Annotated in this window: 8 protein-coding genes and 1 pseudogene; 8 read left to right on the forward strand and 1 reads right to left on the reverse strand. The window is 70.9% G+C overall.

The genetic code is table 11. The annotated features are described in order from the left end of the window. Position 1 precedes the first annotated feature (1 nt). Complete coding sequence (locus tag QH270_RS34650) at positions 2-3,349, forward strand: protein kinase domain-containing protein (RefSeq protein ID WP_432420331.1); 3,348 nt, start codon at positions 2-4, stop codon at positions 3,347-3,349. A 43-nt stretch (positions 3,350-3,392) separates the two neighbouring features. Here QH270_RS34650 and QH270_RS10205 read toward each other — a convergent pair whose 3' ends face one another. Next, entirely contained in the window at positions 3,393-5,714 is a 2,322-nt protein-coding gene (locus QH270_RS10205; RefSeq protein WP_280340412.1) for an FdhF/YdeP family oxidoreductase, read from the reverse strand. Between the two features lie 330 nt (positions 5,715-6,044). Here QH270_RS10205 and QH270_RS34520 point away from each other — a divergent pair, with 330 nt between their 5' ends. From QH270_RS34520 to QH270_RS10240, 7 genes and pseudogenes are all read left to right on the forward strand, one after another. Then, positions 6,045-7,274 carry an FUSC family protein gene (locus tag QH270_RS34520; protein ID WP_348537650.1) on the forward strand — a complete coding sequence of 410 codons (1,230 nt, stop codon included), beginning with the start codon at positions 6,045-6,047 and terminating at the stop codon, positions 7,272-7,274. A gap of 12 nt (positions 7,275-7,286) precedes the next feature. Beyond that, positions 7,287-8,195: a LysR family transcriptional regulator gene (locus tag QH270_RS10215; RefSeq protein ID WP_280340413.1), complete on the forward strand. Its 909-nt coding sequence runs from the start codon at positions 7,287-7,289 to the stop codon at positions 8,193-8,195. A gap of 171 nt (positions 8,196-8,366) precedes the next feature. After that, positions 8,367-8,504, forward strand: a pseudogene (locus tag QH270_RS10220) (DUF1345 domain-containing protein); the annotation flags it as partial. Positions 8,505-8,538: 34 nt separating this feature from the next. After that, positions 8,539-9,348 carry a formate dehydrogenase accessory sulfurtransferase FdhD gene (fdhD, locus tag QH270_RS10225; RefSeq protein WP_280340415.1) on the forward strand — a complete coding sequence of 270 codons (810 nt, stop codon included), beginning with the start codon at positions 8,539-8,541 and terminating at the stop codon, positions 9,346-9,348. A gap of 106 nt (positions 9,349-9,454) precedes the next feature. Further along, entirely contained in the window at positions 9,455-10,339 is an 885-nt protein-coding gene (locus QH270_RS10230) for a hypothetical protein (protein WP_280340416.1), read from the forward strand. Between the two features lie 28 nt (positions 10,340-10,367). Further along, positions 10,368-11,402: an ATP-dependent 6-phosphofructokinase gene (locus tag QH270_RS10235; RefSeq protein WP_233000009.1), complete on the forward strand. Its 1,035-nt coding sequence runs from the start codon at positions 10,368-10,370 to the stop codon at positions 11,400-11,402. A gap of 30 nt (positions 11,403-11,432) precedes the next feature. Beyond that, positions 11,433-12,812 carry an alpha/beta hydrolase family protein gene (locus QH270_RS10240; RefSeq protein WP_280340417.1) on the forward strand — a complete coding sequence of 460 codons (1,380 nt, stop codon included), beginning with the start codon at positions 11,433-11,435 and terminating at the stop codon, positions 12,810-12,812. The last annotated feature ends 17 nt before the right edge of the window (positions 12,813-12,829 follow it).

Raw genomic sequence — 12,829 nt, forward strand, 5'->3', positions numbered from 1 at the left:
GATGCTGGGCAAAGGCGGGATGGGCGAGGTCTACGAGGCCTATGACACCGGCAAGGACCGGGTGGTCGCCCTGAAGTTGCTGGCGCCCGAGCTCGCCCAGGACCCCGCCTATCAGGTCCGGTTCCGGCGCGAGTCCCAGGCGGCGGCGAAACTGGCCGAACCGCACGTCATCCCGATTCACGACTGGGGCGTGATCGACGGGGTGCTGTTCATCGACATGCGCCTGGTGCCGGGCACCGATCTGCGGACCGTCCTGCGCGCCGGTGGGCCGCTCAGCCCCGATCGGGCGGTCGCGGTGGTCGAGCAGATCGCCGCCGCGCTCGACGCGGCGCACGCGGGCGGGCTGGTGCACCGCGACGTCAAACCGGCCAACATCCTGGTGACGCCCGCCGATTTCGCCTACCTCGCCGACTTCGGCATCGCCCACACCGAGGGCGACAGCGCGGTGACCCAGGCCGGGATGGCCATGGGCTCCTACATCTACATGGCGCCGGAACGTTTCGACGTCGGCCCCATCTCGGGCCGCGCCGATGTCTACTCGCTGGCCTGTGTGCTGCACGAATGCCTCACCGGCGCCGCGCCGTTCCCCGCCGCCAGCATGAGCGTGCTCATCCGCGCCCATCTCTCCGAAGCCCCGCCCCGGCCGAGCACCCTGCTGCCCGGGTTGCCGTCGACGCTCGACGACGTGATCGCGATCGGCATGGCCAAGGACCCCGCCGATCGCTACGCCAGCGCGGGCGAGCTCGCGGTCGCGGCCAGGGAAGCGCTGGTCGCCGCGATCCAGGACAGTCTGCCGGTGGGTGGTCCGCAGGGCGCCGGGGCGATGGGTGTCCCCAGCCCGGGCACCGGCGCCGCGGCGGGGGCGGCGGCCTTCGGCGCGGCCGGCGCGGGTGCGCGGAATCCGGTGCCCGGCAAGGCGCCCGAAGGCTGGAATCTGCCCGTTGGCGTGGGAACCGGCGGTCATCCGGTGCCCGGTGCCGGTGCGACTGGTGGTCATCCGGTGCCCGGCGACGGTCGTGGAGGCCAGGGTGGGACCGGTGGACATCCGATTCCAGGGGGTGCCGGCGCTGGTCGTGGCGTGCCGGGTGGTCGTGCGACCGGTGGTCATCCGGTGCCTGGTGGTGCCGGGGGACAGGCCGTGCCCGCTGGTGGGGTCAGCGGCGGTCACGAGGTGCCGGGTGGTCGGAAGCCTGGTGGCGCTGATGCCGATGGTCGCAACGCGTCCAGTGGGCGGAATGCGCCCGGCGAGGGGCGCGGGCCCGCCGATGACGACGGTGCCGCGGCCGGGCCCACGCCGACCGGTGAGTTCCGCGTCGTCGGCGCGGTGACCGCGACCGGTGGCATCGAGACCTCGCGTAGCCAGACCCAGGCGACCGGCGCGCAGCCCACGCTGATCATCCGGCCGCCCGCCAACGCGGGCCCGGAAACCGCCGGATTCCAGCGTGTCCCGGCCGAGGGCACCGGTGAGGTGTCGATCCCCGCGGTGATCCAGCCGACGGGCCCCGCCGAGATCCGCCCCGACGACACATACTTCACGCCGCTCCCGCCCGCCGACGCCCCGGTCGCCCCCGAGCCTCCGCCCGCCTACACCCCGGACCAGGGCCTGCCCAAGATGCGCCCGTTCCCCGACGCCCACCTCTACGAGGGCGCCGGGCCCGGCGAAACCTCGGCCCCGGTGCCGCACACGCCGTACCCGGCCCCGACCGGCTTCGCCGACGCGACCCCTTCGGGCCCGGTTCCCCAGCGCGCGGCCCCCACCCAGCGCTACGCGGGCCCCCCGCCGGAATACGTCGACACGGGCCGCTCCAACCCCAACCCGCGATTCGGCCCCACCGCCGACGCGGCGCGCCCACCACTGGATGGGAGAGCGGCGGGCGGACCGGGTGTCGGTAGCCCCTTCGGCGCCGGGCCCGATCCTGTGCGTCCCCCACTCGACGGAGCCTCCGGCCCCATCCCGCAACGATCCGCGCCTACCCAGCGCTACCAGGGCGGTCCACCTGGCCCGGCCGCATTCGGCGGCAGCCCCGAGGCCCCCTTCGGCTCGGATCCCAGCGCGTCGAACCCGGTCCCGGACAACCGCTTCGGCGACGAGGAGCCGCCGTTCGGCGAGGGGGGAGCCCCGGACGCACGCTTCCGCGCACCCGACTCCAGCTCCGATGCCCGCTTCGCGGCACCCGCGGGGATGTTCGCCGACGGCGAGAATTCGCCGCACCGCTTCGGCCCGACAGCGCAGTTCGGCGGCGAACACGATCGCTTCGGTTCCGCGGCAGACGATTTCGATGACGACCGCACCGCACAGCCCGCGCGGTTCGCTCCCGGACCGGACCGGTTCGATGACGAGCACGACAGGCCCGGCCTGGACGCCCGCTTCGGCGCACCGGCCGGTGGATTCGGTGACCCGGACCGTTTCGGCGAGCCCCAGTCCGGCGCGGCCGACCGTTTCGGCGCACCGACCGAGCAATACCGTGGCGTGCCGGGGCCGGAGGAGGACCCGCGCCGGGCGGCCGCGACCCGGCAGTACAGCGGGGTGGACGGTCCGGCGACCGAGCAGTACGACCCGGCCGGTTTCGACGCGCAACGGTCGGCGCCGACGCAGCACTACCAGGGCACCTCGCCCAGCGGTGAACCCTTCGGCGCGCCGGATCCGCAACGCGCGCAGGCCACTCAGCAGTATCGCGGTGGCGCGGCGCCGTTCCCCGCGCACCAGGCCCCGCCGGACGAACCGTACGGCGGGCACGAGGCCTACGCGCAGTACGACGAGAACAATGCCTACGGTGATCACGCCTACCGCGACCCCGCCTACGGTGCCGACCCGTACGGTCCGGACCCCGGTTACGCGGAACCCGCCTGGCAGCAGCGGGATTCGGGCCGTAACAGGGCCCTGTTGCCCATCCTGGTCGGTGTGCTCACCGTCGCGGTGCTGGTCATCGGCGCAGCGATCGGCTGGCGGCTGATGTCGGGCGGCGACTCGGCCACCGACACCGCCGCCGCGCCCAGCTCGGCGGCGCCGATCGGCGGCGGGGGCGCGGCCACCACGGCCCCGCGCGCCACCACGGCGGCCCCGACGACCTCGGCAGGCCCGGTCACCCTGCCCGCCGGTGCGCAGCCGTGCGAATCCGGCGCCGCCGGTGGCGCTTTCGGCAAGGCGGCGATCGGCAGCACGGTCACCAGCTGCGGTTTCGCCGAAGCCGTCCGCGCGGCGTACGCCAGTGGCGGCACTGCGGCCGGGCCACGGTCGGTCGTCGCCACCAGTCCCGTGACGGGCCGCACCTACACGATGAACTGCACCCCCGAGGGCAAGCTCGTCACCTGCACGGGCGGCGAGAACGCGGTCGTCTACGTCTACTGACGCGCATCGGCCGCGGCTCCGACGGGAGTCGCGGCCGATCCGTTCAGCTGGACCGTGTCACAGTGACTTTCACGCTCTTCATCAAAGGCTGGTCGCTCTCGGTGCTGTAGTCGCCGATGGCGCACAGCGCGTTCATCTCCGGCATGTACCCGGCGGCGCAGCCCGGGGGAATGTCGTAGGGGATCACCTTGTAGCGGAACAGGGATCGCGTGGACCCGTCGCGGGCGGTGCTGGTGATGTCGACCTCGTCGAACTCGCGCAGTCCGCGTTCCCGCATGTCCTCGGTGTTCATGAAGATCAGCGTGCGCAGGTTCTTCACCCCGCGGTAGCGGTCGTTGTCGGAGTAGATGCTGGTGTTCCACTGGTCGTGGGAGCGCTGGGTCGCCAGGGTCAGCACGCCGGGCGGGTTGGTGACGTCGGGCAGGGTCGCCGTCGAGAACTCGGCCTTGCCCGAGGGCGTGAGGAAGATCAGCTCGCGGGCGGGCTGGCGGATCCGGAAACCCAGCGGCAGCCGGACCCGGCGGTTGTAGTCCTCGAAACCGGGCAGCACCTTCGACATGGTGTCGCGGATGCGGTCGTAGTCCTCGATGTAGTACTCCCACGGCGTCTTCGTCTCGGGCAGCGCGGCTTTCGCGATGCCGGCCAGGATCGCCGGTTCCGACAGCAGATGCGGTGACGCCGGCTTCTTCATGCCGCGCGACATGTGCACCACGGCCATCCCGTTCTCCATCGAGGTGATCTGCGGCCCGCCGCGCTGGATGTCTCGTTCGGTGCGGCCGATACACGGCAGGATCAGCGCGCGCCTGCCGTGGATGACGTGACTGCGATTGAGCTTGGTGCTCACATTGACCGTGAACCCGCACTTCTGGAAAGCCTCGAAGGTGTAGGCGGCATCCGGGGCAGCGGCCACGAAGTTACCGCCCATGCTGAGGAAGAACTCGAGCTTGCCCGCCTGCATCGCCCGAATCGTGGCGACCGTGTCGTAGCCGTTCTCCCGCGGCGGGTCGATCCCGCACACCTGCGCGAGCCGGTCGAGGAACTCGGTGGTGGGGTTGTTGTCGATGCCGCACGTGCGGTTGCCCTGCACGTTGCTGTGCCCGCGCACCGGCGACGGCCCGGCGCCCTCGCGGCCCAGATTGCCGCGCAGGAGCAGCACGTTGACGATCTCGCGGATCGTGTCGACGCCGTGTTCGTGCTGGGTGATTCCCAGGCACCAGCTCATCACCGTGCGGTCGGCGTCGCAGTAGATCCCGGCGGCCTTGCGGATCTGCTGCTCGCTCAGTCCGGACTGGCGCTGGATCTCGGCCCAGGTCGTGGCCTCGACCTCGCGCACGTAGGCGTCGAAGCCGACGGTGTAGCGCTCGATGAACTCGCGATCGAGCGCCTTGGGGTCCGTCTTCGCCTCCTCCAGGACGTGTTTGGCGATGCCGCGCAGCAGCGCGAAGTCTCCGCCGATGCGGACCTGGAGGGTCATGGTGCTGGTGTCGGTGGCGCGGAAGGTGGCCATCGCGGCGAAGTCGTGCGGGATGATCGTGTTGCGGGCGCCCGCCTCGATCAGCGGGTTGACGTGCACGATCTGCGCGCCGCGCTTGTGTGCCTCGGCCAGCGCGGTCAGCATGCGCGGTGCGTTGGAGGCCGCGTTGATGCCCATCACGAACAGCGCGTCGGCCTTGTCCCAGTCGTCGATGTCGCAGGTGCCTTTGCCCGTGCCGAGTGCGGCCTGCAGCGCGCGCCCGCTCGCCTCGTGACACATGTTGGAGCAGTCGGGCAGGTTGTTGGTGCCGAATTCGCGCACCATCAGCTGGTAGAGGAAGGTGGCCTCGTTGCCCAACCGGCCGGAGGTGTAGAAGGACGCCAGATTCGGATCGGGAAGTTCGCGCAACGCCTTGCCCGCCATCTCGAACGCGTCGGGCCAGCTGATCGGCACGTAGTGATCGGTCGCGGCGTCGTAGACCATCGGGTGGGTGAGCCTGCCCTGGTCCTCCAGGTCGTGGTCGCTCCAGGTGGCCAGCTCGCTGACGGTGTGCGCGGCGAAGAACTCGGGGGTGCAGCGCTTGTGCGTCATCTCCCAGGTCACGTGCTTGATGCCGTTCTCGCACACGTCGAGCGTCAGGCCGTCGGTGGCGTCCGGCCACGCGCAGCCGGGGCAGTCGAAGCCATGTTGGGGGTGATTCATCTTCAGGACGGCCTTGGTGCCGAGCAGGGGCTCGTGCTCGTCGAGCACCATGAACTTGCCGACCGAGAGCGCGGCGCCCCACCCGGCCGCCGGATGATGGTAAGGCTTGAATTTCGGCACGGCGGCGCGATCGGCGTCGCCGCTCGGCCCGCTGTCGGGGTCATACGGGGTGTGCGGACCGTCAGCCATGACATCTTCCCTTCGACGATTCAGCGGTGCTGTGGGTCGAGATTCTTCGAAGCCTGTCGGTGTCCCGTCTGGGATTCTCGCCGCCCGAGGTCACGGGACGGCGTAGGTCCGGACTCGACCCACCGCCGTCGCGCGTGTCGCGGTTCGATTCTCGGCCCGCGCGGTCCGGCACGTCCAAGACCGACTTCCGAACACTCGACAGGCTCGGGTTATCAACGCAGGTACAGCCCCGAAAATAGTTTCTGACCTGCGGAGAAGCGGTTTGACGGCGGTGTGGTCCCTCGGCGACGATGCGATTCCAGACCCCCTGAACCGATGCCGGAGGACCCCTTGCCCACCACCCGGACCCGGGCGCGCCCGCTGATTCGGCGGACCGGCATCGACATCGACCACCTGCCCGCCGCCCGGGTCTTCGTCGGCCTGGCGATCCCCGGCCTGCTGCTCACCGCGGCGGGCCGCACCGACCTGCTCATCTACGCGGTGTTCGGCTCCTTCACAGGCATGTACGGCTTCGCCGAGGCGCAGCGGCAGCGCCTGATCCACCAGAGTGAGGCCGCGGTCATGCTGGTCGGGGCGGTGGGCGCGGGCATCGCGCTCGCGCGCTGGCACGCGCCGCCGGTCGTCCTGGTCGCGGCGGTGGCGGTGTCCGCGGCGGTCGCCTCACCGGTCACCGACCGGCTCGGCCTGCGTCCCGAAGGACCCTTCTTCGGCATCTTCGCCTTCGGGGCGATCGCGATGGTGGCCGACAACCAGCCCGATCCGCTTGCGGCGCTGATGATCTGCGCGATCACGGCGGCGCTGTGTGTGGCGGTCGGGTACCTGGACTCCGCGCACCGAGCGCGCCGCGCCGGCGCCTGCGTGCTGCCGGTGAGCATCGCGCCGCACCGCACCGGCCGGGTCTCGCTGGTCCAGTCCGGTCGCTACGCGCTGGCGATCTCGATCTCCGGCGGGATCGGGCTGCTGCTCGGCGTCGGCCATGCCAACTGGGCGATGGCCGGGGCCGCCGTCCCGCTGGCCGCCGCGACCTCGCGCGACCGGATCTCGCGCGGCCTGCACCGGGTGCTCGGCACCTTCCTCGGCCTCGCGGTCACGGCCCCGCTGCTGCTGCCGGGCCCGAATCCGACAGTGCTCGCGCTGGTGATCATCGCGCTGCTGTACCCGACCGAGCTGTTCATGGCCCGCCACTACGCGCTCGCGCTCGGATTCTTCACGCCGCTGATCATGTCGATGACCGAACTCGCCGCGCCGACCGATCCGCGCACCATGCTCACCGAGCGCGCCGTCGACACGGTGATCGGCGTCGCGGTGGGAATCGCTGTCGCGCTCCTGCTCCGCGAACCCGCCCCCGGGTTCCCGCCGCGGGTATGCGAACCGATGCATACTGGCGTCATGGCTGACGACAACCAGTGGTACTACTGCCTCAAGCACCGCACCGCCGAGCAGGGCAAAACCTGCTGGTACGGCGACCGGATGGGCCCCTACCCCGATCAGGCGACGGCCGAGCGGGCACTCGAGATCGCCAAGGCGCGCAACAAGGCCGCCGACGACGAGGACGACTGACCCCGGGGGCGCATGTTCCGGCAACTCGAGTACTTCGTCGCCCTCGCCAGGGAGCGCCATTTCGCGCGCGCGGCCGCGGCCTGCTACGTCTCCCAGCCCGCGCTGTCGGAGGCGATCCGCAAGCTCGAACGCGAGCTCGGCGTGCCGCTGGTGCGGCGCGGGCGAACCTTCGAAGGGCTCACGCCGGAGGGCGAACGCCTCGTCCTGTGGGCCAGGCGGATCCTCGCCGACCGGGACGCGCTCGAACACGAGGTCACCGCGCTGCGCACCGGCCTCACCGGCGAGCTGCGCCTCGGGGTGATCCCGGCCGCGTCGGGCACCGTCACCCAGCTGACCGACCCGTTCTGCGCCGCGCATCCGCTGGTGCGGGTGCGCGTCGAGACGAGCCTGCGCTCGCGCGACATCGTCGAACGCATCCGCGGATTCGAACTCGACGCGGGCATCATCTATGCCGACGGCGTCGACACCGATGGCCTCACCGGCATCCCGCTCTACGAGGAACGCCACGTCCTCGTCGCCGGCGCCGAGCTGCTCACCGGCCGCGCCGACACGATCACCTGGACCGAGGCATTGCAACTGCGGATGTGCCTGCTGCCCAAGGGAATGCGTGGTCGTCAGCTCATCGACAGCGCGCTGGCCGGTCGCGGACTCGTCGCATCGCCGCAGCTGGAGAGCGACTCGGTGGCCACCCTGCTCGAGCACGCGCGCACCGGCCGCTGGGCCTGCATCGTCCCGCAACCCTGGGTCTCGACCCTCGGGCCCACCGCGCGGGTGCGGGTTTTCGAGCTCGCCGACCCCGCCGTCACCGCGCGGATCGCGCTGGTCACGACGGCCATAGAGCCCGCGTCGGTGCTCACCACCGCCCTGGCCGACACCGCCCGCGAAACCGACTTCACCCGCGACGATCGAATTCAGCTATGACCCGGCAATCCTTCGGTAGGGTCCTCGGACATGAGCGCTCGATTGCCGCAATCCGCTCTCACCCGCCTGATCGTGGCGGTGCTCATCGGCCTGTCGGCCGGTCTGATCATCGGGATCTGGACCGAGCCCCCGCTGGGCGTGCTCGCCGGAATCGTCCTGTCCGCCACCGCTTTCGTGGTCTCCGACACCAACGTCACCGACGAGACGATTCGGGCCGTCGCCTTGCGGCACTGCCTGCTGTCGTACGCTTTCGGCACGGTCATCCTCGCGACGACGATCAATCTCGTCGCCGGTTTCGCGACCGGCTGAGGCGAGACCGCCACCGAACCGATCGGCAGCCAAGATGAGCAGAGTCACCGCACGGCGCAAGACCACCCGGCTGTCGCCGACCGGCCGCATCCAGCGACCCGACACCCTCGCCGTGGAGGAACCGCTGGAGATCCGCGTGGACGGGCGGTCGCTCACCGTCACCATGCGCACCCCGGGCGACGACATCGATCTGGTGCACGGATTCCTGTTCGGCGAGAACATCATCGGTTCGGCCGAGGACCTCGTCACCGCCCGCTACTGCGCCGGGACCGACGAGAACGGCCGCAACACCTACAACGTGCTCGACGTGCGCCTGCGCGCGCCGGTGCCGCTGCACACCCGCAACTTCCTCACCACCGGCGCCTGCGGACTCTGCGGCAAGACCGCGCTCGACGAGGTGCGCACGCGCACCCGCTACCCGATCCGGCCCGACTCCGGCACGGTCGCGATCGACACCCTGGCCGAGTTGCCGGGGAAGCTGCGCGCGGGCCAGAAGCTGTTCGAGGCCACCGGCGGCCTGCACGCGGCGGGCCTGTTCACCACCGACGGCGCCCTGCTCGCCCTGCGCGAGGACATCGGCAGGCACAACGCGGTCGACAAGGTGATCGGCTGGGCGGTCCGCGAGGGCCGGATTCCCGCCGCCGAGCTCATGCTCGTGGTGAGCAGCCGGGCCTCCTTCGAGTTAGCGCAGAAGGCCGTCATGGCCGGCATCCCGATTCTGGCGGCGGTCTCGGCGCCGAGTTCGCTCGCGGTCGACCTGGCGGCCGAGTCCGGGCTCACCCTGGTGGGGTTCCTGCGCGGCGAATCGATGAACATCTACTCGGGTGAACACCGCCTGACCTGAGCGTTTCGTACTCGCGGTGGGCGATCGGCAATACTGCCCAGTACGGTGTCGGGATCGCCAACCCGGCGCCGAAGCCCGGGGGAGTCTAGAAACGAAGATGCTTCACATGATGACGAAAGATCGGCGTCCGGTCCGGACCGCGCTCGCCGCGCTGCTGGGGACGGTCGCCCTGCTCACCGCGAGCTGTGGCGACGATCCGAAGCCCGCGCCGACCCAGCCCACCAGGACGAGCGCCGCGGTCGATCCGGGCGGGGGCGCCGGAAGCTTCTCGATCGCACTGCCCGGCAGCCTGGCCGCCGATTTCGCCACCCTGCAGCAGGGTTTCCGCGGCAGCGTCGGCCTGGCGATCATGCCGGTCGGGGGCGAGAAGATGGTCACCTTCGGAAGCTGGACCTCCGGACCCGCCTGGTCGACGATCAAGGTCCCGCTGGCCATCGCCGCGCTGCGCAACAACGCGGCCTACAACGCGACCGCGAGCTCGGCCATCACCGCCTCCGACAACGGCGCCGCCGACACGCTGTGGCAATCGTTGGGTTCCGGCGCCGACGCGGCCGCGGCCGTGCAGGGTGTGCTGCGCGAGGGCGGCGACACGAAGACCACCGTGCCCACCCAGCGCACCCGCGCTGACGCCTCGATCTACGGACAGGCCGAGTGGACGCTGGCCGACCAGGTTCGCTTCGCCTCGCGGCTGCCCTGCCTGCCGCAGAGCCAGCGCGTGGTCGGGCTGATGCAGCAGATCGTGCCGAGCCACCGGTGGGGACTCGGGGCCTTCACCAGCGCCGAATTCAAGGGCGGCTGGGGCCCGGACCCCTCGGGCAAGTACCTGGTCCGCCAGTTCGGGCTCATCGACTCGCCCTCGGGCCGGATCGCGATCGCCTTCGCCGCGCAACCGGATTCGGGCTCGTTCAACGACGGCATGACCATGCTCGACAAGATGGCGACCCTGGTCTCGGGCCACCTGGACGAACTGGCCGGAGGTCACTGCGCCTGACGGCCGCCGGTGCGGCAAGATGAACGCCATGCGCATCGGAGTCTTGACCGGAGGCGGAGACTGTCCAGGGCTGAACGCGGTGATCCGGGCGGTGGTCCGGACCGCGAACGGCCGCTACGGCGACGCGATCGTCGGCTTCGAGGACGGCTGGCGCGGCCTACTCGAGGATCGCAAGATCCGCATCCACAACGACGACCGCACCGACCGGCTGCTGGCCAAGGGCGGCACCATGCTCGGCACCGCGCGCACCAATCCCGATGTCCTGCGCGCCGGGCTCGGCCGCATCCAGCAGACGCTCGACGACAACGGCATCGACGCGCTCATCCCGATCGGCGGCGAGGGCACGCTGACGGCGGCGAGCTGGCTTTCCGACGAGGGCGTTCCGGTGGTCGGCGTGCCCAAGACCATCGACAACGACATCGACTGCACCGACGTCACCTTCGGCCACGACACCGCCCTCTCGATCGCCACCGAGGCCATCGACCGCCTGCACACCACCGCCGAATCGCATCAGCGCGTGATGCTCGTCGAGGTGATGGGCCGCCACGCCGGCTGGATCGCGCTGAACTCCGGCATCGCCGCGGGCGCCCACCTGACCCTGGTGCCCGAGGAACCCTTCGACGTCGCCCAGGTGTGCGCCATGATCAAGAGCCGTTTCCAGCGCGGGGACAAGCACTTCATCTGCGTGGTCGCCGAAGGCGCCCATCCCGCACCCGATTCCGGGTTCGCGCTGCGTGAGGGCGGTATCGACGAGTTCGGGCACGAACGCTTCACCGGCGTCGCCCAGCAGCTCGGGTCCGAGATCGAACGCCGCATCGGCAAGGAGGTCCGCACCACGGTGCTCGGCCACGTGCAGCGCGGTGGCAGCCCGACACCCTACGACCGCATCCTGGCCACCCGGTTCGGCGTGCACGCGGCGGAAGCCGTGCACGCGGGACACTTCGGGCAGATGGTCGCCCTGCACGGCACGGCCATCGGCCTGGTGCCGCTCTCGGAGGCCACCAAGCAGCTCAAGCGGGTGCCCGCCGAACGACTCAGCGAGGCGCAGGCCTTCTTCGGCTGAGATGTCGGTGCGCGTCGGTACCGTGGCGGTATGCGCCCCGGTCGAGTGATCGTCACGGTTCTGTTCGTTGTCGCCGCGTTGGTGGCGGGCTGCTCGGAGTCCTCGGACGAGCCGTCCGGTCCGTCGGTCCTCGGGCCGTGGCACGGTGACCTCGCCGCGGGCGGGCAGGCCGTCTCGATCGGGGTGAGTTTCGCCGCGGACGGTTCGGCCACCATCGACATCCCGGTCCAGGGTGTCCGGGCCGCGCCGTTGAAAGACGTACGCACCGAGCCGGATCGCGTCGAGTTCACCATGCCCGACGTGCCGGGCGATCCGAAGTTCCACGGCAAGCTCGAGGGCGAGCAGCTCACCGGCGAGTGGGTGCAGTCCGGCCAGAGCGCGCCGCTGGTGTTCACCCGCGGCCCGGTCGCCGGAACGAGCAGGCCGCAGGATCCGGCGCCGCCGTACCCGTATCGCAGCGAGGACGTCACCTACCCCAGCGGTGATGTCACCCTGGCGGGCACCCTCACCGAACCCGAAGGGGCCGGCCCGTTTCCGGCGATGCTGCTGATCACCGGCAGCGGCCCGCAGAACCGCGACGAGGACCTGATGGGTCACCGCCCGTTCCTGCTGCTGGCCGACACGTTCACCCGGGCCGGCTACGCGGTGTTGCGCGTCGACGACCGGGGAGTCGGCGGGAGCACCGGAAACCTCGACCAGTCCACCTACGACGACCTCGCCGACGATGCCGCCGCCGGGGTGGCCTTCCTGCGCGCCAGGCCCGAGATCGACCCGGCGAAGGTGGGCCTGTTCGGGCACAGCGAGGGCGGGTACCTCGCGCCGCTGGTTGCCGCGCGCCCGGACAGCGGGGTGGCCTTCACCGTGCTGATGGCCGGGCCGTCCGTCGTGGGCGGTGACGTGCTGATCGAGCAGAACAAGATCATCATGGCCGCCGAGGGCGCGCCCCAGCCCGACATCGACGCGCAGATCGACTACCTCACCCGCTGGACCGGCCTGCTGCGCGCCGGTGACACCGCGGGCGCGAAGGCCTACGCCGAGCAGCACAACCAGTCCCAGCCCGAGGACAAGCGCGCACCGCAGGAAGCCATCGACTCCTTCAGCACCCCGTACATGACCTCGTTCGTCACCTACGACCCGAAACCGGCGCTGGCGGCATTGCGGATCCCGGTGCTCGCCTTCTTCGGCGACAAGGACCTGCAGGTCCCCGCGTCCCAGAACGAGGGACCGATGCGCGCGAATCTGGCGGGCGCCCCCGACCCGACCGTGCACACCTTCCCCGATGTCAACCACCTGATGCAGCCCACCCGGACCGGCAAGCCCAGCGAATACGCCACCATCGAGACCACCATCGACCCGGCCGTGCTCACCTACGTCACCGACTGGCTCACCCAGCACATCCCGGTCCGGTAGGGCTTACATAGACTGAC

Origin of the sequence: Nocardia neocaledoniensis, assembly GCF_029868625.1 — a bacterium.
Lineage (GTDB): Bacteria > Actinomycetota > Actinomycetes > Mycobacteriales > Mycobacteriaceae > Nocardia > Nocardia neocaledoniensis_A.

What these genes read in the sequence shown, in the direction of transcription:
- QH270_RS10230 (WP_280340416.1), top strand. Translation starts at nt 9,455, where the DNA reads ATGATGACGAAAGATCGGCGTCCGGTCCGGACCGCGCTCGCCGCGCTG.
- QH270_RS10240 (WP_280340417.1), top strand. Translation starts at nt 11,433, where the DNA reads ATGCGCCCCGGTCGAGTGATCGTCACGGTTCTGTTCGTTGTCGCCGCG.
- QH270_RS10215 (WP_280340413.1), top strand. Translation starts at nt 7,287, where the DNA reads ATGTTCCGGCAACTCGAGTACTTCGTCGCCCTCGCCAGGGAGCGCCAT.
- QH270_RS10235 (WP_233000009.1), top strand. Translation starts at nt 10,368, where the DNA reads ATGCGCATCGGAGTCTTGACCGGAGGCGGAGACTGTCCAGGGCTGAAC.
- QH270_RS34650 (WP_432420331.1), top strand. Translation starts at nt 2, where the DNA reads ATGCTGGGCAAAGGCGGGATGGGCGAGGTCTACGAGGCCTATGACACC.
- QH270_RS10205 (WP_280340412.1), bottom strand. Translation starts at nt 5,714, where the DNA reads ATGGCTGACGGTCCGCACACCCCGTATGACCCCGACAGCGGGCCGAGC.
- fdhD (WP_280340415.1), top strand. Translation starts at nt 8,539, where the DNA reads ATGAGCAGAGTCACCGCACGGCGCAAGACCACCCGGCTGTCGCCGACC.